Origin of the sequence: Paenibacillus sp. FSL R7-0302 (genome assembly GCF_038006885.1) — a bacterium.
Lineage (GTDB): Bacteria > Bacillota > Bacilli > Paenibacillales > Paenibacillaceae > Paenibacillus_AQ.
The window spans coordinates 5368464-5391458 of record NZ_JBBOWB010000001.1; the positions used below are offsets into that span (position 1 = coordinate 5368464).

Sequence of the window (22995 nt, forward strand, 5' to 3'; positions counted from 1 at the left end):
GATGCAATCATGGTGAACAAAGAACAGGTCTCTTCCCTGCAGATTGCGTTCATGATTATGCTGTTTGAAATCGGCAGCACGCCGCTGTTCCTGCTTGGGGGCACCGCCAAGCAGGATTCCTGGCTGGCGATGTGTGCAGGTTCAGCGGCGGGCTTCGCCCTGCTCCTTGTGCTGATGTGGATTCAGCACCGGTCTCCGGGCACAGATCTGATCGGAATGCTCAAGGCTCATTTCGGCACAGCTCCAGGGGCGTTCATCGGCGCGGTCTACAGTCTGTATTTCGCTTATCAGTCCATGCGCAATGTCCGCGACCTCGGCGAGCTGACGGCGATGACCATGCTGCCGAGAACCCCGATGGCCATTACGATGCTGGTGTTCGTGCTGCTGGCCCTATATGCGATCTGGAAGGGGGCGGAGGTTGTCTTCAGGCTGCCTGAGGTGCTGCTGCCGGTCATGCTGTTCTTCTATTTCCTGCTCGTTCTGATGCTAAGCATCATGGGGGCGATTGATTTGGGCCGCCTGGCACCTGTTATGGAGGGCGGGGTAATGCCGGTTTTGCAAGCGGCGCTGCCGGAGATCGTCTCATTTCCCTTCGGGCAGATGATTGTTTTTCTGATGCTGTGGACGCTATGGGAGAAGCCCGGTGTGCCTGTAAAATACACCGTGAACGCCTATCTGCTCATCAGCGCATTCCTGATCTTCATGAACGCGCTGAATGTGGCCGTCCTCGGCCCGGCGATCGCGGGAGTGAGCCAGCTGCCTTTTCTCAAAACCGTCCGGGTGCTGTCCAATCTCAAATTTGTCGAGCGGCTTGATATTCTGGTCACGATCCAGCTCTTCCTGGGGCTGCTGATCAAGATGATGCTCTTCTACTTCTGTTCCGTAAAAGCTCTTGCAGAGCTGACCGGCAAACCGGCGAAATGGTGGGTCTTCCCTGTGGGGGCAGTCATCTACGGCTCCTCATTCCTGGAACGGGATTACACCCAGCATATCGCCGTCGGCCTGGGGCCGAGCCTGAAGCTTGACCCGCTCTTCCAGGTCGCCATTCCGCTGCTGCTGGCCCTGTCGATCTGGGTGCGGGGCCGGTTACAGCGTTCAGCTTGAAGCAGAGTGCTCCGGCTGCTGGTCGAACTTCAGATTCTGCGGCCCGGACGGAAGGTTCTCCGCACCTGTAGAGCCATCCGTTACGGGAACATCCTTGCCCACTTCCTCGAATTCACATTCCCCCAGCCATACCTGTCCGCTTCCGCTCAGCAGAATTCCGATATTGATCACGTCGGCTTCGGACGGAATATCCATGACGCAAGCATAGTGGTTCCATTCCGTGGTCCCTTGTATGCTCCGGTTCTGCATGTTGTCAAAAGCTAACATATTCTGCTTATTATCATCCACTCTCATCCACAGGCCGCTCCAGCCGGTGACCTCCTCCGTTCTAACGAACCCGGAGAAGCGCATCCGTCTCCCCCGATATTCTCTTGCCTGAAACTGCTGCATCAAGGTTCCAAAACCATTGTCGTCCTGCGCAGCTTCCCCGCTGGAACGAAGATGCATGGAGGGACTTGTCTTATAGCAGACGCGGGGATCAATCTCGACCTTATATTTCTCCTGGTGGGTACCTGTAATATACCAGCCTGTAATCTCTGACATTGTATATACCTCTCTTTCTTGAATCAATAGTCTCACCTGCGATCTGTACTGCGCAGGCGGCAAATCATAGATTTCCTTGAAGGCTCTTGTAAAAGCCTCCTGGCTCTCAAAGCCGTACTGCAGCGCAATCTCAAGAATTCGTGTCTCGGAATACAGCAGGAGATTGGCTGCTTGACTGAGACGGCGGGCCCGGATATATTCATGGACATTTTTGTTCACGTATTTGCGAAAAATCCGGTGAAAATGATATTTGGATAACCCTGCTGCCTTAGCCACCTTCTCCAAATCCAAATCCTCTTCCAAATGCTGCTCAATAAATTCGATGCTTTTGTGAATCAACTGATAGTGCATGACTCTCACCCCCTCCACAACTCAAAGTATATAGCAGACACCGGAAATACTTTTGATAAATCTTGCTGTATTTATCTTTCCCTAGGGAAACATTATTGTTGCAAGGACAAATTTATTTACGTATACTAATCTTGTGGCAGGATGCAATATTCTGTGCCCTGCACAATATACTATACAAGTGCATATTTCATACTTAAGGATAACTATAACTATTCATTCATTATTCATACGAAAGTGGGAGAGCTTATGGCTGGATCCGTAATTCCATTGTCTGAAGCTACGAACGGCAGCACGCTGCGGATCAGCGGCATCGAGGTCCAGGGCGTGCTGCGGAGAAGACTGCTTGATCTCGGATTTGTCGCCGGGAATAGTGTAGAAGTGCTGCGGCGCAGTCCGCTTGGAGACCCTACGGCTTACCGGATCAGCAATACTACCATTGCCCTGCGCCGGGAAGAGAGTTCCCTCATTTATGGCGAATTGATTGGAGGCGGAGAAGGATGAGCGAATATACCGTTGCTTTTGCAGGCAATCCCAATACGGGCAAAAGCACGCTGTTCAACCTGCTGACCGGGATGCGCCAGCATACCGGCAACTGGGCCGGCAAAACCGTAGTCACCGCCGAAGGGCGGTTCACCCACAAGGAGCATACTTACCGGGCCGTTGACCTTCCCGGCACCTATTCGCTCTACTCCAATTCCGCCGATGAAGAAGCGGCCCGGGACTATATTATTTTCGAGGAGCCGGATGTCACGCTGGTGGTTCTGGATGCAACGTCGCTGGAGCGCAACCTCAATCTGGCCCTGCAGGTGCTGGAGATTACGGGACGCGCCGTAGTCTGCATCAATCTGATCGATGAAGCCAAGCGGCTGGGCATTGATATTAATCTGAAGCGGATTGCAGAGCGGCTCGGGGTGCCTGTCACGGCCATTTCGGCCCGCAACGGGATCGGTATTGAAGCGCTGCTGGATCAGATCGCACGCGTAGCGACCGGTGAATTCAAGGCTGAGCCGCTGAAGATCACCTACAACGATGAGATTGAGCGGGGCATTGCCGAGCTGATCCCGATGGTGGAACAGACGGTCGGCGCCAGATATCCGGCACGCTGGATTGCCCTGCGTCTGCTGGACGGTGACCATAGCCTGCTGGCTTCCCTCAAAGCCCATATGGGACGCAAGGGTATATCTGTAGCGAAGGAGGTGGCCCGCCATGGAGTCACCGCATGCCATTAACGGCCAAGACCCGCTCGATTCCCTGCTCGCTACCGCGAAAAAGCTGGCAGACAAAGGAGCGGTCCGTGACGAGATCGTCAGCGGAATCTACGGGGTATCGGCCGGAATCTGCAGCGATGCTGTTACCTATCACGACAAGAAGAAGCTGGGCAGCACCTACAAGCTGGATAATATCGTCACCTCAAAAATCTGGGGCTTCCCCATTATGCTGGCCGGCCTTGGCCTGGTATTCTGGATTACCATTGCCGGAGCCAACTACCCTTCCGGCTGGATTGCCTCCCTCTTCAGCTGGATCGAAGGCTATCTGACCGCCGGTTTCGAGGCTGTTCATGCCCCGGCCTGGCTGCACGGCGTTCTTGTGCTGGGGCTGTACCGAGGCACCTCATGGGTCATCAGCGTCATGCTGCCGCCTATGATGATTTTCTTCCCGGTGTTCGCACTGCTGGAGAATTTCGGCTATCTGCCCCGGGTGGCTTTTAATATGGACCGCTTGTTCAAGAAATCCGGGGGGCATGGCAAGCAGGCCTTGACGATGTCGATGGGCTTCGGCTGCAATGCTGCCGCTATTCTGTCCACCCGCATTATTGAATCGCCCCGTGAACGGATGCTGGCCATTCTGACCAACAACTTCGTCCCTTGCAACGGCCGCTGGCCTACGCTTATTCTGCTCTCCTCCATGTTCATGGTCGGGGCGGCAACCACCGGAGCACTGCGCACCTTCGCGACTGCGCTGGTGTTAATGGGCATCGTACTGGTCGGAATTATCGTCACCCTGAGCGTATCGTGGATCATGTCCAAAACCGCGCTGCGCGGTGTGCCTACCCACTACACCCTGGAGCTGCCGCCCTACCGCCGCCCGCAGATCTGGAAGACCATTGTCCGCTCCTCCAAGGAAAAGTCCCTCAATGTGCTGACCCGCGCCATCATCGTGGCCGCTCCGGCAGGGATCATCACCTGGATTCTCGGCAATGTATTTGTCGGCGGTGAGAGTGTGCTGAATCATATGGCTGCGTTCTTCGATCCGTTCGCGCAGCTGCTCGGCATGGACGGCTTCATTATTATGGCCTTCATCCTCGGCCTGCCCGCCAATGAAATTGTGCTGCCTATCCTGCTGATGGGCTACATGTCCTCCGGGGCCATGGTCGATATCGAAGGTCTCGGCAGCATTAAGGACATCTTCCTGAGCCACGGCTGGACGTGGCTGACGGCGCTGAATATGATGCTCTTCTCCCTGCTCCACTATCCTTGCGGCACCACACTCGTGAACATCTACAAGGAGACCAAAAGCCTGAAATGGGCCGTGCTCTCCGCTGTAATCCCGCTCGCTATCGCTATCGGCGTAACCTTCGCGGTGGCTTCGGCAGCCTGGCTGTTCGGCTGGGTGTAAATCATGCAAAGCACTATTCCCCCGGACGGGCGGATAGTGCTTTTTTGCGCTCTGGGCGCATCCTTCGCGGCGGGGGTCACCGCCGTGCCAAATGTGGTCGGTTTTTCGATTACATTTGGACCACGCGCCGCCGTCAGGCCGAATGTGATCGGTTTTTCGATTACATTCGGACCACGCGCCACCGCCAGGCCGAATGTGGTCGGTTTTTCGACTACATTCGGACCACACGCCACCGCCATGCCAAATGTGGTCGGTTTTTCGATTACATTGGGGCCGCGCGCCTCCGCCGTGACAAATGTGATCGGTTTTTCGATTACATTCGGACCACACGCCACCGCCACTCCAAATGTGATCGGTTTTTCGATTACATTGGGACCACACGCCACCGCCGTGCCAAATGTGATCGGTTTTCCGACTACATTCGGACCACGCGCCTCCGCCAGGCCCAATGTGTTCAGTTTTCCGACTACATTCGGACCATACACCACCGCCGTGCCAAATGTGATCGGTTTTTCGATTACATTCGGACCACACGCCACCGCCACGCCAAATGTGATCGGTTTTTCGACTACATTGGGGCCGCGCGCCACCGCCATGCCAAATGTGGTCGGTTTTTCGACTACATTCGGACCACGCGTCTCCGCCAGGCCCAATGTGATCGGTTTTCCGATTACATTGGGACCACACGCCGCCGTCAGGCCGAATGTGATCGGTTTTTCGATTACATTGGGGCCGTACACCCCCGTGGTTACGGGCGTTAACGGGGAAATAGGTGCACCTGTTCCTCTGCCATTTGACTCTCCCTCTCACTACATGTTAGGGTGATTTGGAAGCTACTATTTTCCGGGAGGGATTGTTCATGACAGCAGTGAAGCTCAGTATTGATTATGATGCATTTGAAGAAGGCAAGCGGATGGAGACGGAGATTGAACGCTTAAGCGGAAGTCCTGAAGCCGCCGGCCTGACCAGCCTTACGATTGGCGACTGGGGTCAAGCCTACGAGAACACCTCGGAGGAAGCCGTCCAGGCCCTGGTGAAGCACAGCGCCAGCTTCCCGGCACTGCGTAAGCTGTTCATCGGGGATATGAGCTACGAGGAATGTGAAATCTCGTGGATTAACCAGACCGATCTCTCGCCGCTGCTGTCCGCTTATCCTGAGCTGCAATCCCTGACTGCACAAGGCGGTACCGATCTGCGTCTGAGCCAACTGCAGCATGACAAGCTCGAAGAACTCATTATTATTACCGGCGGACTCAGTAAGGCCGTGCTGGCGGACATTGCCGCTTCTCGCCTGCCGAATCTGCGCAAGCTGGAATTATACCTTGGTGTAGACAATTACGGCTTCGACGGCGGACTGGAGGATCTCCTGCCGCTGATCGAGCCTGGAAAGTTCCCTAAGCTTACCTATCTCGGACTCAAAAACAGTGAGATTCAGGACGAAATTGCCGCCGCCCTGGTGGATGCACCGATTCTGGACCAGCTCCATACCCTCGATATGTCACTGGGTACGCTTAGCGACACTGGCGCTGAGGCGCTGCTCGCCAGCGAGCGGGTGAAGGGACTGAAGCTGCTCAACCTGAGCCATCACTACATGTCTGACGAGATGATGCTGCGCCTGAAGAACAGCGGATTGCCGGTGGATGTCAGCGACCAGCAGCAGGCCGATGACGATGATGACTGGCGTTATCCGTCGATCACAGAATAATGCAGCCCGCCGCACCGCTGATTGTCTTCTGCCAGCCCGGCGACCGGCGCTCGGCCGGTATCCAGCAGGCGCGCTCGCGCCTCGGGATGCCCCCGGCACTGCTGATTCCCTATGCCGGGCTGCTGGAGAACCAGCCGCTGGCTGATCTGCTGGAGCAGGCTGCGGACGGAGCGCCTGCGCTGGCGGCTCTGCATTCACCAGCGCCGATTAGAGCGCAGGGGCAACTCCAGCTGGAGTGTCCCGACCGCCGGAGCGGCAGGCACTCCGCGCCGGAATTCGCAGCGGAAGCGCAGCACCTGCTGCCGGATTCTCCGGGCGGCAGCTTCGGCGGTCACTCCGCACCGGCGTCCGCAGCGGAAGCGCAGCGCCTGCTGCCGGATTCTCCGGGCGGCAGCTCCAGCGGGCACGCTGCGCCGGAATCCGCAGCGTGCCCGCCACTGCTGCGGCTGGAGTCCCCCGGCGGCAGCTTCGCGCTGGGCGCGCGCTTATCGCGCTGGGCGCACCGGATGCGCCGGACCAAGACGACTCGCTGCACCCGTTCGGGCAGCAGCCGGACCTGAGGCCGCTCAGCTTCAAAACGGCCTCAGCCCTGAAGGACATGCCCGGCGTGCTGCATCACCCGTCCCAGTGGTTCCGCGGCTACTGCCGCCTGCTGGCGCGGCTCCGGCAGGAGGCCGGGCAGCTCCTGCCCGCCTCCCGCTGGACCAACGATCCGGCGGAGATCGCAGCCATGACGGACAAGCGCCGGACCCAGCAGATTCTCGCCGTGTCCGGCGTCCCTGTTCCCCGGCCGCTTCGCGGCAGCGGCGGACAAGTCCCCGTGGATTACGCATCCCTGCGCCAGTTGATGCTGTCGGAGCGGATGCACCGCGTGTTCATCAAGCTGGCCAGCGGCTCCGCTGCTTCCGGCGTGATTGCTTATCAGCTGAACCCGGCAACAGGAGCTGAGTCGGCGGTTACCACCATCGGAGTCGAGAGCTATATCACCCGTCCCCCGGTGTATTATAATTCCGGCAAGCTGCAGCGTTATACCGATTCTGCCCGCCTTGCCGGAATCATTAACTGGCTCTACCGCCACGGCGCCTATGCCGAGCAGTGGATTCCGAAGCCCGGCAAGGACGGGCATTCCTTCGATATCCGCCAGCTGGTTGTCGCTGGAGAAGCCTGCCACGCTGTCGCCAGAGTCAGCTCCACACCGATTACGAATCTGCATCTGCGCAGCCGGCGGATGACCCCGGCGGAAGCCGGGCTGAGCGAGGCGCAGCAGGCAGAAGTACGCCGGACAGCGGAGGCTTCGCTGGCCGCTTTTCCGCGCTGCTCTATCGCGGGGATTGATGTGCTGGCAGGAAGCTCCGGGCAGATGTATACGGCGGATGTGAATCCTTTTGGCGACTTGTTGTACGATGTTGAATACCAGGGCTGCGGCACCTACGAATGGGAAATGAAGCAGCTCTCCGGAAGGAACCTATCCCTATGACTGATATGAATGCCGTTGTCGGCACCCACGATATACTGATGATTACGCTCGATACTCTGCGCTACGATGCGGCTGTGCTGGAGGAGGCGAATTGCCCCAACCTGTGCGGCAGCGGCTCCTGGGAGCAGCGGCATACCCCCGGCAGCTTCACTTATGCGGCCCATCACGCTTTCTTCGGCGGCTTCCTGCCCACTCCGGCTAACACGAATAAGGCTGAGCATGTGCGCCTGTTCCACTCCAGGAATACCGGGCTGAAGACCCACCCCCATACCTGGCTGTTCGATACACCGGACATGGTGTCGGGGCTGGCAGCGGCGGGTTATCAGACGGTGTGTATCGGGGGCGTAATCTTTTTCAGCAAAAAAGTGCCCCTCGCCCGCGTCCTCCCCGGTTATTTCCAGCAGAGCTACTGGCGGATGACCTTCGGGGTCACGAACCCGCGCTCGACGGAGCATCAGGTGAACCATGCGCTCAAGCTGCTCGGCAACACCCCGCAGGACCAGCGGCTGTTCCTCATGAATGTCTCGGCGATCCATGGCCCGAACCATATGTTCCTGCCGGGTGCGCGCAAGGATTCGGTGGACAGCCAGCGCGCAGCGCTGCGTTATGCCGACGGGGAGCTGGGGCGTCTGTTCGATGCGTTCCGTAAGCGGGGCAATCCGGTGTTCTGTCTGGCTTTTTCCGATCACGGTACGGCTTACGGAGAGGACGGCTACCAAGGCCACCGGCTGGCGCATGACACGGTATGGAATGTTCCGTACCGGGAATTTATTTTATAAGCATTGAACTGAAATTCGATCCCGCACAAGGAAGGAGAACGTATGACGTCCATCCGGCAATCTCTGCATCATATGAACCAAGACGGACCGCCTCCCTTCTCTTCAGGGGAGCTTCAGCAGTGGGCCGGGCAGATTACAGCCCATCCCTACCGTAATTATCTCTATTCCTATCCGCACAAAACCGCTTACCGCGAGCTTGATCCGCCCGTTTCGTTAGAGGAGCTGTGGCGGGATGAGCCTGCGGAGAGCTTCTTCTTGTATATGCATATTCCCTTCTGCGGCGCGCGCTGCGGCTTCTGTAACCTGTTCACCCTGCCTGATAAAAGAGCGAATGTCCACGCCGAATACGTAGACGCGCTGGAACGCCAGGCCCGGCAATGGGCGGCCTTCACCGGGCACAAGCCTTACGCGCGCTTCGCGATCGGCGGCGGAACGCCCAGCCTGCTGGCTCCCGCACAGCTGAACCGGCTGTTCAGCATTGCTACAGAGATTATGGGAGTCGATCTTAGAACCACCTCTATCTCCGTGGAGACCTCACCCGAAACGCTGACGGAGGAGAAGCTTACGATTCTGAAAGAACATACCGTGGACCGCGTCAGCATGGGCATCCAGAGCTTCGTGGCCGCCGAATCAGCTGCGATCTACCGCCCGCAGGACCCCGAGGTGGTGTACCGTGCGCTGGAGCTGCTGGGGCAGTTTGATTTTCCTATCCTCAATCTGGACTTGATCTACGGACTCCCGGGGCAGACGGTGGACTCCTGGCTCTATTCGCTGAACCAGGCGCTGCTGCATGAACCGGAGGAAATCTTCCTCTATCCGCTCTACACCCGTGAGCATACGATTGTGAAGCCGGGCGACCTGGTGAACCAGCTGGATATCCGCCACGAATGCTATGAAGCAGCACGTGCAGTACTGGCAGAGCGTGGCTACCGGCAATTCTCGATGCGCAGATTCGCCAAGGAGGACGCCGGGACCGGTAAGAATATTCTCGACTACAGCTGCCAGGAGGAAGGGATGGTCGGCCTCGGCTGCGGCGCGCGTTCCTATACCCGGAATGTTCATTATGCCTCCCGCTATGGCGTCAGCCGCAAGGCCACGGAGAGCATCATTGCGGATTATGTTGCAGCAGAGCGTTATGATACAGCCGATTATGGCATCGTGCTGAGCCTCGCCGAACAGAAACGGCGGTTCATTCTAAAAGCCATCCTGCACAGCGAAGGACTGACGATTGCCGACTATAACCAGCGGTTCGGGACTAAGCTATGGGAGAATCACCCTGAGCTTGGCCTCTTGGTACAGAGCGGGTTCGCCACGGATGATGAGGGCATTCTGCGGCTGACTCCAGATGGGCTGGGCTACTCCGATTCCATCGGTGACTGGTTCATCTCCGGTGAGATCCGCGAGCAGATGCAGGAGTTCATCCTGCCATGAAGGCAGTCCTCTACTACCGGGGCTCCCTCTCCTCCTGTAACTATGACTGTCCGTACTGCCCCTTCGGCAAAACCAAAGACAGCGCCGCCACCCTCGCCAAAGACCGTGCCGGTCTTGAGACCTTCGTCCGCTGGGTGGCGGAGCAGGGGGCTGCAGGCCACCGCCTGTCTATTTTTTTCAATCCGTATGGCGAGGGCTTGACGCACCGCTGGTACCGGGATGCGCTGATCACGCTGTCCCATCTGAAGCATGTGGACAAGGTCGCCATCCAGACCAATCTGTCCGCCAGGCTTGATTTCACTGCTGAACTGAACCCGGCCAAGGCAGCCTTTTGGGCAACCTATCATCCGGGTCAGGTCAGTGAGGAGCGGTTCCTGGCGCAGTGCATGAGTGTATACGCCCGGGGGATTCCTTTTAGCGTAGGCAGTGTGGGGGTTCATAGTGCCTTCCCGGCTATCGCCTCGCTGCGTGCGGCCCTGCCGGAGGACGTCTATCTGTGGGTGAATGCCTACAAGGACAAGCGGGATTATTATACGGCGGAGGATATAAGCTTCCTGAGCGGGATAGATCCGCATTTCCAGATTAATGCGATGGACTACGACAGTCTCGGTGCCAGCTGTAATGCCGGCAGCAGCGTATTCTACGTGCAGGGTCCCGGCCTGGTGAAGCGCTGCTACAAGGACCGTGCGGTCATCGGCAACCTCTACCGCGACGGACTGGAAGGGCTGGCGGCCCAGCGTAGCTGCCGCATGAAGGTCTGCGACTGCTACATCGGCTATATTCATATGCCGGAGCTGGGCCTGGAGCAGATCTACGGCTCCGGCCTGCTGGAGCGGATTCCTTACGGCGCAGGGAGGACAGAGTAATGACTACTGGTAAGCTACAAGCACACAAGCCCTCTGCCGGATTAACGATATGGCTTACAGGTCTCTCGGGAGCGGGCAAGTCTACGCTTGCCGCGCTGCTCACAGACCGGCTCCGGGAGCAGGGCCAGGCAGTGGAATGGCTGGACGGCGATGAACTGCGGCGCAGCCTGGGGCCGGGACTAGGCTTCAGCCGCGAGGACCGGTTCGAGAACATCCGCCGGGCGGTCTACCTCGCCGGGATGCTGAACCGGCATGGCGTGATTACCGTGGTCTCGGTAATCAGTCCTTATGCCGAGATGCGCAGCTATGCCCGGCAGGAATTGCCGGGCTTCGTCGAGGTCTATGTGGACTGCCCACTTCCCGTCTGCGAAGCGCGGGATGTCAAAGGGCTGTACGCCAAGGCCCGCTCCGGTGAGCTTCCGGCCTTCACCGGGATCTCCGATCCTTATGAAGCCCCGTTAGACCCGGAGCTGACGCTGCACACAGCGGAGCACACACCGGAACAGTGCATGGAAGAGCTGATCAGCTGGCTCACAGAGCATCGGCTTTATCGGCTCTGATGGAATAGGAGCATAACGAATAAGGAGGGGCATTAATGCCCCTCCTTTGTTTATTTAGCGCGAGTCTGCTGCATTCAGGTGCACTGGTGCACCTCCTTCGCTCGTTTCGCGCGCGTATGCTGAATTCAGGTGCACTAATGCCAATGTCATTAAGTTAAGATATAGAGCCAAAAACAAGAAAAAGGCAGGTTATCGAAAAGATAGCCTGCTCTTTTTTTGCACAAAAAAATCTTGACAATCCGTAGAAAACGTGTGGCGAAGCCCCTTGAAAAAACGAGGAGGTTACGCCAATGAATGCTTATGCAAATTCGCTGAAAGACAGACTGACATCTCTCATCCGTGAGATGGCGGCTGCCCCCGCGCCTTACGTCAGAAACCCGGGAAAGGATTTTACCCGAACGAAAAAACTACCCTTTGAAATGGTTATGCAAACCCTGATCTTTATGGGCGGCAACAGCCTCTATAAGGAACTGTTGGAATCGCAGGGCTATGACGTTAACACCGCAACTTCTTCTGCTTTTGTTCAGCAAAGAAATAAAATTTTGCCGTCTGCGGTCGAATCTTTGTTTCACACCTTTACCGCGTCCCATACGGAATTCAAGGATTATCGAGGCTATCGATTATTGGCCATTGACGGTTCCGATCTGCATATTGCAACAGATCCTGCGGACCCGTTGACCTATTCTCAAAGTCAGCCCCACTCGAAAGGCTTTAACCTTCTGCACTTGAACGCTGCTTATGACCTCTGTAACCGGCTTTACGTGGACGCCATCCTTCAACCTCGAAAGCTGCGCAACGAAGGAAGGGCGCTGTCCACGATGGTGGATCGGTCCCCTATTCAGGGGAACGTCATTGTGTTGGCGGATCGAGGATTGGAAAGCTACAATACGTTCGCGCATCTGGAACGGAAAGGATGGAAGTACGTCATACGGGTCAAGGATTTGCATTCGAATGGCATTCTTTCGGGCTTGCACTTGACCTTTGAAGGGGCGTTTGATCAGGAGATTCACTTGACGCTGACTAAAAAACGAACGAAAGCGTTCAGGGATCACCCCGAAATCTATAAAATTCTTCCGGCCACCTCTAGCTTTGATTTTCTGGACATGCAAAAGAACCTGTTTTACCCGATTTCCTTTCGGGTGGTTCGTTTCCTCCTGCCCAGTGGCGATTATGAAACCGTCCTTACCAATCTACCGGCTGCTGAATTCTCACCGGATGAACTCCGGGAACTGTATCACCTGCGATGGGGGATTGAGACCTCTTTCCGGGCCTTAAAATACACCATCGGTCTGACCCATTTTCACGCAAAGAAGCAAGAGTCCATTACCCAAGAGATATTCGCAAGAATGATCCTCTACAATTTCGCTGAAATGATTACCTCGCACGTAGTCATTTCCCAAAAGGATAAACGGCACCTCTACCAAGTCAACTTCACGGTGGCCGTTCACGTCTGTAGACATTTCCTGCGCTCCAAGGGCGATGGACCCCCGCCTGATGTGGAAGCTTTGATTCGCAAAAATATTTTGCCGATTCGTCTCACCCGTCCTGGGCAAAGGAATACACGCAGAATACGTAGCAAATCCGCCATTAGCTTCGTCTACAGAGTAGCATAATTCGGTTCGCATGAACATTTTTTTAAGTGGATCTTCCATCCGCTTTGTTTGCTATGCGCTTTTTTCCTTCCTTACACCAAAAACAAACGGCATAGGACGTTTCCCCATACCGTTTTGGATTCTCTTTATTAATTCCAAACTTATCTTCGAACTTATCTTAATGACATTGGCACTAATGCTCCTCATTCGCTCCTTTTGCCCGCATTCGGGGAATTCAAGCGCACTAGTGCACCTCATTTGCTCGTTTAGCGCGCATCCGCTGCATTCAGGGGCACTAGTGCTCCTCATTCGCTCCTTTCGCGCGCATCCGCTGCATTCAGGTGCACTAGTGCACCCCATTCGCTCCTTTAGCCCGCATCCACAGCATTCAGGTGCACTTCTGCCCTTCCTATGCTCATCGCAGGCCCGCGTCCGCTTCATTCAGGAGTTACTGCCGGTACTCCGGATTATTTGCGCGAGTTAGATTGGCGGCGCAGGAGAATCACTGCGACGGCTCCAAGGACTACTATACCGATACCTGCTCCAGCGTAAATCAGCCAAGATACAGAGTTTGTTTCAGGCACGGTCGTTGGATTATTTTCAGTTGTTGGGTTATTACCAGAGACGGCCCCTTGATCATCAGCGATCCCGGGCGGCTCCGTGGGCGAGCCCCCTGACATTCCAGCGCCTAGCTCATTCAGGTCCTCCTCGGCACCAGAGAACAATGCGGTCCGGCTGCACAAGCTGGCTGTAAGCTTAGCTGTTCCTCCCTCACCCGCTGTTTCCTCTCCGCCTGCATACACGATGTAGCGTTCCCCCTTGGTGAACTCGAAGCCGCAGCTCGCCCCCGACGATGCCGTAGTTACAGTAACCTTCTCCCCCAATTCACCCTTCCACCGGGCTCCCACTTGAAAGGTTACCTGCACCGGATCAGCGCTGGACTGCATAATTTTAAATTTCTCTTTAATCGAAACTACTGTTCCCTCAAAAACAGCTGCACTCTGCTCCATTGCTTCCAGCGGTGAAGGAGACACTGCACAAGAACAGGCATAGGTTACCTGCGGGCGCACAGTCAGCAGCGTCATGAAGACAATCAGCGTACAGAGAGTCATCAGACAGGCGCCCCGCATTTTCCTTCTCGTTACCATCAATATCACGCTCCTCATAACCCTCAGACGGAAATTTCCAGAGAAAGGTTACACACGCCCGCCATCTATTCCCCCGCCTCAATCTCCCGCGCAATGGCGGTGAGCCGCTGCATTCCCTCGCGCAGCAAGGCTTCACTGGCGAACGAGTAGCTGAGACGCAGCCAGGACTTCATCTCCCCCAGCGGATCGCAGAGCTCACCGGGAACGAAGGAGATGGATTGCTCCAGGCAACGGGCCAGCAGCTTAGCTACCGGAATACTGTCCGGCAGCTTGACCCACAGATTAAGCCCGCCTTGCGGGTTCGTCCATTCCCAGCCGGTGGCCGCGAGCTCCTCCTCCATAATCTCTTTGTGCACCTGAAGGGCAATCCGCAGCTTGCCAAGATGCTGCTGTAAGCGCGGCGAGGTATAATAATGCAGAAAAATCTTCTGATTCAGCAGGGGCGTCCCGTTATCCGCCAAGGACTTGGCGGCGATCAGCCGCTCCATAAACGGATAACGGCAGGCCACTGCGCAGATCCGCAGGCCGGGGGCCACATACTTGCTGAAGCTGCTGATATACATGACCCAGCCCTCTGTATCATAAGCGAAGAACGGCGGGGGCGGCTCCTCTAAGAAGTACATGTCACGGAACGGATCATCCTCCACGAGCAGACAGCGGTAGCGCTCTGCAAGCTCCACCAGCAGCTTGCGCTGCTTCGCCGGAATCGTATACCCCGTCGGGTTATGATGGGTCGGGTTGATGTAGAACATCCGCGGCTTATTCTTACGCATCAGCTCCTCCACCGCCGCCAGGTCATAGCCCTGCGGCGAGATATCCACAGCTACCAGCCGCGCTCCTGCCCGCCGAAAAATATCCAGCGCCACACTATAAGTAGGCCGCTCCACCAGCACAGCATCCATCGGACCAAGCATGATCCCGGCAATCAGATTGATGGCCTGTTGTGCGCCTGAAGTAATCAGCAGCTCGCGGGCCGACAGCTGGAGCCTATACCGCTCCTCGAAATGGCTGCTCAGCGTAACACGCAGCTCTTCATCCCCTTCCACGGTGGAGTAGGTGCCCATGACCTTCGGGTAGAGATCGAATACTTTTTTGACATAATCGGACAGGAACAGGTTCGGCAGCAGGCCCGGATCAATCAACGCTTGGGAGAACTGGTACGTGACCGGCAGCCGCTGAATATCGGACATCGGGCTCCTGACCATATATCCAGGCACTGCCGAGCCTTCGTCCGGCGGAGGGTTCAGCCTGCTGCCCGGGGCCACATAATAACCGGATTTGTCTTTGACATACAGCTTGCCGCTCTCGGTCAGCGCCCGGTAGGCCTTGAACACGGTCAGCCGGTGAACCCCCAGCTCCTCCGCCAGCAGCCGGATCGAAGGCAGTTTATCATCGGCCCTCCACTCCCCCCGCTCCATCCGGTTCAGCATGAACTCATAGACTTGGCGGAATAAGGGATTATTCTGCCCGGCACCCGCTATTTTTTTCATCAACCTGCCGCCTTTCTGCAACATGTACCGGGGTCGCCCCCGTTCCAATTCTCAATATTCACTCGACACAGCTCCCTCTGACGCTTGCCGACTTCTACATATCCGCGCACGCCCAGCCGCTAACTTCTCTTTGCCCTTATTGTACAGCATTCCCTCCCGCAACTGTTCTACTATCTCCAATCTGTTCTGTGCCTATGAGGCTATGATTAACTGAAATCTTGTAAGAGGGTGGCACATCACCACCGCAAAGGGGAACTGAACCATGATTCTGTTAGCTTATTCACTTGTCTGTCTGATCTTCGGCACTACCTTCCTGGCCATCAAAATCGGCGTAGACGCCGGAGCGCCGCCCTTCTTCTCTGCGGGTCTGCGTTTTTTCGTGGCGGGTGCGGTGCTGTTCCTGTTCATGGTTCTTAGAGGCAAAGCCCGCTTCTCCCTGCTGCTGCGCAAGGAAATGCTGCTCACAGGAGCAGCCCTTACCTTCGGCACCTTCGCCGCGCTCTACTGGGCGGAACAATATGTATCCTCCGGGCTTGCTGCCGTATTATCAGCCACCGGACCGATGATGATTCTGCTGATGCAGACGGTTTTCCTGCGCCAAAAAGCTCCCGCCTACTCCCTGCTCGGCTGTATCATCGGGTTCACCGGAGTCCTGCTGCTGGTGCTGCCCAGCCTGGCGGCTGACGTTACCCCGCTCTGGCTGATCGGCTGTGTGGTGGTGCTGATTGGGGAACTCTGCTACGCGGCGGGGGCAATCTATTCCAAAAAAGTAATCACCACCTTCTCCGGCGAGTCCCCCGTGGCTCTGAACGCTGCCCAGATGATGTACGGCGGGGCGCTGCTGTTCATCATCTCCCTGTTCACTGAGCCGCTGCACCCGTCCTTCCTGTTGTCATTTAAAACCGCAGGTTCCCTGCTCTACCTGACCGTTGTCGGCTCCATGGTCGGACATACGCTGTTCTATTGGCTCGTCTCCAAGACGAATCCGGTTTTTCCGTCCACCTGGCTGTACATCTCGCCGCCGATTGCCGTTGGGGTAGGCTTCCTGTTCTATAACGAAGCAGTCACCTGGGTAACGCTGCTTGGCGTGTTCACGATTATATTCGGAACCATCCTTGTGAATGCCGGCGCACTAAAGCAGTTGTTCTTCAAGCCTAAACCGGTAATGCCCGTTCTTCCAAAAGCAAGCGTTGAACCCCTGGTTCAGGAGTAACTGCTGCGCTTCTCCCCAAACACAAACAGCCTGTACCCCGACCTAAAGGGATAAAGGCTGTTCTGTTATCTTTACGGGCTTCACCTCATCACTCAAGCTTTATAATTCTACTGCATACTTCAGTAACATATTGATCATGGGTAACGATTATAATCGTTTTTCCTTCGTCATTGAGCTCTTTTAGAATCCTCATGATCTCATTCCTATTCTCCGCATCCAACGAGCCTGTAGGTTCATCAGCTAATATCATTTCAGAAGGTTTTAACAGAATTCTTGCGATAGCAACCCTTTGCTGCTCTCCACCCGAAAGTTCATGTATTTTTTGTTTAAGTGAAATTTCTAGACCCATCCGCTCCAGTACAGCCATTTTCATTTTTCGCTTTTCTTTCTTTCCTACATTAGAATACATAAGTGGTATTTCCAAGTTATACTCAACGGTTTCATTATCAATTAATGCATAATTTTGAAACAGATACGAAATTTTTGTCCGGAGAAGCCTGTTTCTACGGAGGGGACCGATTCTCTGATCTTTCTCGTCAAACAATTTAATCTTACCGCTATCAGGCTTTTCAAGTAGTCCGAGGATATTCAATAGGGTAGTCTTACCCGAACCGCTTCTCCCTGTAATAGCAACCATCTCTCCTTTTGAGACGGTCATATTTATATTATCTATGACTGTATGATTGTTATACTTTTTACATATATCAACAAGTTCACATATAGTATTCATATATTTAATTCCCCCCCTTTAAAACCTTCACTTTGTTTTTCTTTTCTATGAGCAAAATTGCTATGGAGGAAGCTATAAAATCGAACAATAGCAAAATAGCTGCTACTATTAGCATTCTAGGCTCAATTCCTCTATTCATACCACTACAAATCACTATTTGAACTATCCATACGAGTGAGAATAAAATTACGTATTCCTTATAAGTTCTGAAAAAACCTGTACCAAATAATCTTCGGACTATAAGCTTATGCTGGTTTTTGTTGAAATAAATTATAATATTCTGAGTTGTAAGCAAGATGAAACCTGACACCAGTCCCACAATAGTAAGGAGGCTTTCCTTCATTGCAATTTCCTTTTGGTAAATTTCCTCTAAAATATATTGATCAATCGTAACCAGGTGTTTTAAATTATCGTCCACTTTCAATTCTTTAAACTTAGGCTCCAGCATTTTATACGTTAACAGCGGATCTCTATTCATCAGTTTTATTTTTAAAGGATCTCCCGGCCCCCGGCCTAATATGGTATCTCTGTCTGTGAGCACACTATTGTACTCTGTTACAACCTCAATAATTGGATCAACTATAACATTATTCTCAGAAGGAAATACTTTCGGATTAAAACTAAATATCTTTTGATTATTGTTAATCCACTTGATATCAATTTTTTGATTTTTTAGACGATTAGGAATTTCTTTTTTATAAAACCCCTGATCATTTTCCATATTGTTTTTTCTCATATTTCGAAAGAAACTTAATATTTCTTTTTCCTTGTCCCGGTATTTTTCAGGCACCAACAATACCCAATCACTCGTATCCTCAGAGATTTGTACAGCCTTATGATCGATATCAAAGACTGGAAACTCTTGCAGGTAATTATTGTTTGCCTTTATAGAGCGTATCCCTTTCCAATTTCTGTCTAAAAGAAGTTGATCTTCCTCATAACTTTGTGTTTCTATTAATATTGCCCCCATCTTATTCAGCATATGATAAAGCTCATCATGCGAAGTTAATTCAAATAAGGAATCACTTCCAAATATTCTATCTCCGTCGTAGCCGTTGTTTACCGGATAAAGTACACCGTAGTCCTTACTATGCTCCCAATTCTTTAATTCATGCTGCTTATCATTAATAGATGTATATTCCGACCATGTTGAAAGTCCTATCAAGACCAAAAGGATGGAGCAACCAACCTTAATAAGCATATTCAACACAAATATATGATTCGTGTATTTGTAATGTTTAATGATACTAATTATCTTAATTCTCATAATATACAAATATGAAATTAGTGAAAGGATGATCAGTAGGACATAAACTTTAAACTGGTTAAACATCACTGTGTATATAAATATGTAAGTTGTATTGTTTACTAGTAGGGCTAGAAGCAGTGAAATTGCAACAGAAAATATAAATACAAATGTTATAAGTTTTCCCACCAGAATATACCACAAACGAACATTTGAGATGCCATGCATTTTCAGTATTCCTATTCTTCTGGACTCATTGAACAAGTAATAGATAAGTAAAACTACTGCAACTCCATAAATTGCATAGCTTAAATAAGTTAAAATGGTAATCCAGGGAAAAGTAACACTGCGTACTTCATCTTCATTTGAATCTTTTACAAAATCATTAGCAGTAAAAATAATATCATTTTTGTTAAAATACTTATTCGCTTTATCCGCAAAGAGGTTTATAAAATCATTAAAAACTTTGTCGTCAGCTGCTTCTGCATAGTATGCTCCTTGAACAGGAAAAATTTCATAAGATGATTGCAACGGCTTTATGCTGATTCTGTTGTTATCTCCGAAATCTCTGATTTGACCAATTTGATGACTACCTTCTAAATTCACTGTGGATAAATAGAAATTAGTTTGTTTGGTGTCTGCTATTGTTAGATATCTTCCCTGTTTAAGCTTAAAATGATTAAAAAGATCTGTGCTGGTTGTTAGCAGTATATATTTAAAAATTTCTACTTCATCGTTCTCTTTATAATTAATACCGGCTCGTAAAATATTCACTTTGGAAGCCTCTGCTGCTGAAGCTAATATCGGGTAAACCTCTTCAGGACTTGCAAATCCGGGTAAATTCGGAATTACAAATTCTTTGCCAACGGTTTGTTCTATATTCTTAACCTTCTCAAATTCTTCATAATCCGTTTGAAGATATGCAGTATAATAAGAAAACAAAAAAGCTGCTACCAGAAATAGTAAGGATATTTTTTTCAAGTTCAACAATCTCCTTATAAGAAAAAGGTGTGATACTCCACTTCAAAAGTGGAATATCACATCATTTTAATGATGACTTTTATTATTTTTTATAGACATCCCAGTATGCATATCCTGTGCTGCTTTTGTTACCATAGATCTCGGATTTAGCTGTGGTTTTTGCATATTTCCAACCACTTGTATGAGATTCACTTCCTAATTTAGTCGAAGCTTTATGCGACAACTCTGAATGGTCATAGAGTGACCATACATGTTTTTGATTTCCGACTTTTTCAGTTCCGTAGTTCCAGGTTCCTCCACCCACACTTGTACTTGCGAACGGAGTAATCATTGCATTGGTTAATTTCACTGAACCGCTTGTTGCTCCATTGACACTCGCAGCCATGGCTGGTGTTAAGGAAGTTAAGGTAAGTACTCCTACTATTGCTATTGAAGTTAATGTATGTTTTTTGAACATTTATGAATCTCTCCTTATTCATTTTTTGAGTTTACACAGATAAAGTTAGAATGTACAATGCTACATAGGTTCTTAGATATCCACCCAGTCCAAAACTTTCTCAGGGTCAAGATATGGGGGTATATAGGAACCTTTTTTTCTCATTCGGCGGCCTAATATTTGACATAGTTCTTCTCACCTCCTTTCAATATTAATAAAACAAAAATACAAAATTATGTAATAAAAGAAAATATACTAGCAATATGTTCGTTCACTCCATATATTTCCTACTACAAGCTTAACATACCAAATATTGTTATAAAATACTTTGGTGTCTAATTATGGGCGAAAACATCATTTCATGTTATATCATGTACAGTGTTAATAGGTTTGGATCCGCACCGCAAAACAAGGGCCTCCCTAAAGTCCGGCGGGACTTCGGGAAACCCTTGTCTGTGGTCATCTTATGTGCCGTTCATCATCCTAAGCTCATGCGTCATCCGCTGTTCATTCGCCGCTTAACGGGTGCGCCCGTGGTTTCTGAGCAGCTCGCTGTCATCCTTCGCCTTCTCATCAACAAGGCTGCCAGGCCGTGCCCCCTCGTGCCTGGCGGCTTCCTGTGCCAGCCGATCCTCCTCATCCTGGAGCCTGCGTTCCGCAGTATGATCCGGTGTCTTGTCTATGCCGTTACGCGTGCCTGAATACAGATCTCCTGTCATTCCCGGCCGCTTCATATCCTCCACTGCGCTTCGCTCCGGGAGATCATGCTCGGTGGCCGAATTCATCGTATCCAGCCCCGTATCATGCCGGCCTTCCAGACCTGAGCCATTGAACGCCGCATCCACTGCGTCTGTCACGGAGTCCCGTGGAGCATTCATATCAGCAGCCGTACCCGCAGGACCGGTATCCCTCATATAATGGTCAGCGTTCGCCGAATTATGGTTGCGGAATACAGTGTACACATCCTTTTCGCGCGCAATATCTGCATCCACCATAACCAGAATGCGGCCTTCGTCCACATAGTTGTCATAGCTCGCGGCTTCATCCTCCGGAATGCCCAGCCCGATCAGACCGCCGACCAGACCGCCCGTTCCTGCTCCTACGGCTACTCCGGTCAGGGTGGCTGCAATCGGCCCCGCTGCGATAATCGGCCCGATTCCCGGGATTGCCAGCGCACCGATGCCTGCGAGCAGTCCGGTCACACCGCCGAGCAAGCCGCCTGTTGCTGCGCCGGTAGCCAAGCCCTCCGGCACCTTGGTTCCCGTCTCATCATTGATCGCTTCCACATCGCGTTTATTTCTCGCTATCACTGAGATATCCTCTGTCAGAAAGCCGTGCGCCTTCAAGTCTTCAATGGCCCGTGAAGCTTCATGCTCGGTATGGAACACACCTACAATTTTCTTATTCATAACGATTCCCTCCTGGTAGCTGATTTAGGTTGTTGATGGTTTGACTCTCGCTTTACTTTCACATCCCTTACTTAACCAAACCCTTCTCCGCGAAACTGGTAACTTTTGATCTTGAGCCGGGTTCCGCAAAAAAATTTATGAAACAGGAATTTGCCCGCCGGACACATTTTCCACAAATTCAGTGGTTTGAGGTCAGCTTAGATTACACTGAATTCTCCGGTTCATGGCAGTTATTAATCCAAAAGAGACTATACTCTATGCTCAAAATGGAAGCCTGATTCCCAGCAGCACCAGCCAGTCTGCCTTCAGCCTCATACTCTCAGTCCCTCCCCTCCCCGGGCTGGGACTATTTGCGGTTGTCCGGTCCTCCTCCTTCTGAGGTATACTAGAGTTATATGTTCATTAGGAGTGCCATCATCCTTTTAGGAAATGAGGCTGCAAGCATGACTGTATTCAAATATAACGCCCATCGCCCTCACCGGGCCAATCCTGACTTATATCTGCATTACTGGGGCCAGGAGCAGTGCGCACCCGGTCATTCATTCGGACCCGGAGTACGCAACCTGTACAAAGTCCACTTCATTCACGCCGGAACCGGCAAGGTAACCGTCGGTGAAGCCACCCATACATTGAACGCAGGGCAGGCTTTCCTCACTTATCCGCATGTGGTAACACATTATGCCGCAGATCAGGATGATCCTTGGCTGTATTCCTGGATTGCTTTTACCGGGGAGGAGGCGGCCTATCTGTTGTCACGAACTTCGCTTACCCCGGAGCAGCCGGTGTTCCCGATGGATCAGGAGCTGATGCCCTCGCTGTCTGCCAGGTTATCTAAGACGGGGAGCAGCGGAGCGCTGCTGGACCTGCCGCTGAAGGTGATGCTCTATGAGTTCTTCGCCCTGCTGCTTCGCAAGGTCCCGGCTGCCGACAGCCCGGCTCCGCGCAGCAGAAGTGTCTATGTCGAGCAGTGCCTGCATTACCTTCAAGCCCACTACGCCGAGAATGTGACGATGGAGAGTCTGTCCGCTTCCCTGAAGCTGGACCGCAAATATATGTCGGCGCTGTTCAAGCGGACGGTCGGCTTGCCGCCGCAGCAATATCTGCTCCAATTCCGTATGTCCAAAGCCTGCGAGCTGCTGACAGAGACCGGCTGCACCATCGGGGAGATCTCGCAATCCGTGGGGTATCAGGATGCTTTGCTCTTTTCCCGGATGTTCAAGAAGGTGAAGGGCTGCTCGCCCAAAGAATACCGGCTCCGCCATGCAGATACGGACATTGTGCTATAAAAATCATCCTTGCTGACATACGATTGAAAGCG

At 52.6% G+C, this 22995-nt stretch carries 21 protein-coding genes and 1 pseudogene; 14 read left to right on the forward strand and 8 right to left on the reverse strand.

Annotated elements, in window-relative coordinates; translation table 11 throughout:
* The first annotated feature begins 9 nt into the window (after nucleotides 1-9).
* Nucleotides 10-1104, forward strand: a complete 1095-nt coding sequence (locus MKY96_RS23245) for a GerAB/ArcD/ProY family transporter (protein ID WP_340943660.1) — start codon at nucleotides 10-12, stop codon at nucleotides 1102-1104.
* On the opposite strand, the gene MKY96_RS23250 is transcribed toward MKY96_RS23245, so the two are convergent.
* Nucleotides 1096-1998 (reverse strand): helix-turn-helix transcriptional regulator, encoded by a 903-nt coding sequence (locus MKY96_RS23250; RefSeq protein WP_340943664.1) that lies wholly within the window; start codon nucleotides 1996-1998, stop codon nucleotides 1096-1098. The genes MKY96_RS23245 and MKY96_RS23250 overlap by 9 nt on opposite strands.
* 246 nt (nucleotides 1999-2244) lie before the next feature.
* On the opposite strand from MKY96_RS23250, the gene MKY96_RS23255 reads away from it, so the two are divergent.
* The 3 genes from MKY96_RS23255 to MKY96_RS23265 are packed head-to-tail and all read left to right on the forward strand — an operon-like array spanning nucleotide 2245 to nucleotide 4614.
* Nucleotides 2245-2499: a FeoA family protein gene (locus MKY96_RS23255; RefSeq protein ID WP_340943667.1), complete on the forward strand. Its 255-nt coding sequence runs from the start codon at nucleotides 2245-2247 to the stop codon at nucleotides 2497-2499.
* Nucleotides 2496-3227, forward strand: coding sequence for a FeoB small GTPase domain-containing protein (locus MKY96_RS23260; RefSeq protein ID WP_340943670.1), 732 nt, complete (start codon nucleotides 2496-2498; stop codon nucleotides 3225-3227). Before MKY96_RS23255 ends, MKY96_RS23260 begins: the two co-directional genes overlap by 4 nt.
* A complete protein-coding gene (locus MKY96_RS23265) occupies nucleotides 3205-4614 on the forward strand; it encodes a nucleoside recognition domain-containing protein (RefSeq protein ID WP_340943671.1) in 1410 nt (469 codons plus the stop codon). Before MKY96_RS23260 ends, MKY96_RS23265 begins: the two co-directional genes overlap by 23 nt.
* On the opposite strand, the gene MKY96_RS23270 is transcribed toward MKY96_RS23265, so the two are convergent.
* Nucleotides 4497-5354, reverse strand: coding sequence for a hypothetical protein (locus tag MKY96_RS23270; protein ID WP_340943673.1), 858 nt, complete (start codon nucleotides 5352-5354; stop codon nucleotides 4497-4499). The two genes, MKY96_RS23265 and MKY96_RS23270, sit on opposite strands and share 118 nt — an antisense overlap.
* Nucleotides 5355-5473: 119 nt before the next feature.
* Between MKY96_RS23270 and MKY96_RS23275 the strand changes: the two genes are divergently transcribed.
* The 8 genes from MKY96_RS23275 to MKY96_RS23310 all read left to right on the forward strand — a co-directional run bounded on the left by MKY96_RS23275 (nucleotide 5474) and on the right by MKY96_RS23310 (nucleotide 13045).
* Nucleotides 5474-6319, forward strand: coding sequence for an STM4015 family protein (locus MKY96_RS23275; RefSeq protein ID WP_340943676.1), 846 nt, complete (start codon nucleotides 5474-5476; stop codon nucleotides 6317-6319).
* Between the two features lie 86 nt (nucleotides 6320-6405).
* Nucleotides 6406-6879, forward strand: a complete 474-nt coding sequence (locus MKY96_RS23280; RefSeq protein WP_340943678.1) for a hypothetical protein — start codon at nucleotides 6406-6408, stop codon at nucleotides 6877-6879.
* On the forward strand, nucleotides 6813-7796 hold the full coding sequence (locus MKY96_RS23285; protein WP_340944737.1) for an STM4014 family protein: 984 nt from the start codon (nucleotides 6813-6815) through the stop codon (nucleotides 7794-7796). Before MKY96_RS23280 ends, MKY96_RS23285 begins: the two co-directional genes overlap by 67 nt.
* The gene (locus MKY96_RS23290; protein ID WP_340943680.1) at nucleotides 7793-8575 is read left to right on the forward strand and encodes an STM4013/SEN3800 family hydrolase; all 783 of its coding nucleotides are present in this window, start codon (nucleotides 7793-7795) and stop codon (nucleotides 8573-8575) included. The genes MKY96_RS23285 and MKY96_RS23290 overlap by 4 nt, the downstream gene beginning before the upstream one ends.
* A 72-nt stretch (nucleotides 8576-8647) precedes the next feature.
* Nucleotides 8648-10006 (forward strand): STM4012 family radical SAM protein, encoded by a 1359-nt coding sequence (locus MKY96_RS23295; RefSeq protein ID WP_340944739.1) that lies wholly within the window; start codon nucleotides 8648-8650, stop codon nucleotides 10004-10006.
* Entirely contained in the window at nucleotides 10003-10872 is an 870-nt protein-coding gene (locus tag MKY96_RS23300) for an STM4011 family radical SAM protein (RefSeq protein WP_340943682.1), read from the forward strand. Before MKY96_RS23295 ends, MKY96_RS23300 begins: the two co-directional genes overlap by 4 nt.
* Complete coding sequence (cysC, locus tag MKY96_RS23305) at nucleotides 10872-11432, forward strand: adenylyl-sulfate kinase (RefSeq protein ID WP_340943684.1); 561 nt, start codon at nucleotides 10872-10874, stop codon at nucleotides 11430-11432. Before MKY96_RS23300 ends, cysC begins: the two co-directional genes overlap by 1 nt.
* A gap of 290 nt (nucleotides 11433-11722) precedes the next feature.
* On the forward strand, nucleotides 11723-13045 hold the full coding sequence (locus MKY96_RS23310; protein ID WP_340943685.1) for an IS4 family transposase: 1323 nt from the start codon (nucleotides 11723-11725) through the stop codon (nucleotides 13043-13045).
* A gap of 446 nt (nucleotides 13046-13491) precedes the next feature.
* Here the strand turns inward: MKY96_RS23310 and MKY96_RS23315 are convergent, their stop codons facing one another.
* Nucleotides 13492-14172, reverse strand: a complete 681-nt coding sequence (locus tag MKY96_RS23315; RefSeq protein ID WP_340943687.1) for a hypothetical protein — start codon at nucleotides 14170-14172, stop codon at nucleotides 13492-13494.
* Nucleotides 14173-14237: 65 nt separating this feature from the next.
* On the reverse strand, nucleotides 14238-15662 hold the full coding sequence (locus MKY96_RS23320; protein WP_340943688.1) for an aminotransferase-like domain-containing protein: 1425 nt from the start codon (nucleotides 15660-15662) through the stop codon (nucleotides 14238-14240).
* Between the two features lie 262 nt (nucleotides 15663-15924).
* Between MKY96_RS23320 and MKY96_RS23325 the strand changes: the two genes are divergently transcribed.
* Complete coding sequence (locus tag MKY96_RS23325; protein WP_340943689.1) at nucleotides 15925-16875, forward strand: DMT family transporter; 951 nt, start codon at nucleotides 15925-15927, stop codon at nucleotides 16873-16875.
* Between the two features lie 88 nt (nucleotides 16876-16963).
* Here the strand turns inward: MKY96_RS23325 and MKY96_RS23330 are convergent, their stop codons facing one another.
* The 4 genes and pseudogenes from MKY96_RS23330 to MKY96_RS23345 form a co-directional block, all read right to left on the reverse strand.
* Entirely contained in the window at nucleotides 16964-17605 is a 642-nt protein-coding gene (locus MKY96_RS23330; RefSeq protein WP_340943691.1) for an ABC transporter ATP-binding protein, read from the reverse strand.
* Nucleotides 17606-17609: 4 nt separating this feature from the next.
* A complete protein-coding gene (locus MKY96_RS23335; protein WP_340943694.1) occupies nucleotides 17610-19832 on the reverse strand; it encodes a DUF1430 domain-containing protein in 2223 nt (740 codons plus the stop codon).
* Between the two features lie 82 nt (nucleotides 19833-19914).
* On the reverse strand, nucleotides 19915-20289 hold the full coding sequence (locus tag MKY96_RS23340) for a lactococcin 972 family bacteriocin (protein WP_340943696.1): 375 nt from the start codon (nucleotides 20287-20289) through the stop codon (nucleotides 19915-19917).
* A gap of 893 nt (nucleotides 20290-21182) precedes the next feature.
* Nucleotides 21183-21677, reverse strand: a pseudogene (locus MKY96_RS23345) (general stress protein); the annotation flags it as partial.
* Nucleotides 21678-22120: 443 nt separating this feature from the next.
* Here MKY96_RS23345 and MKY96_RS23350 point away from each other — a divergent pair.
* Nucleotides 22121-22963 carry an AraC family transcriptional regulator gene (locus tag MKY96_RS23350; RefSeq protein WP_340943698.1) on the forward strand — a complete coding sequence of 281 codons (843 nt, stop codon included), beginning with the start codon at nucleotides 22121-22123 and terminating at the stop codon, nucleotides 22961-22963.
* Nucleotides 22964-22995: the final 32 nt, after the last annotated feature.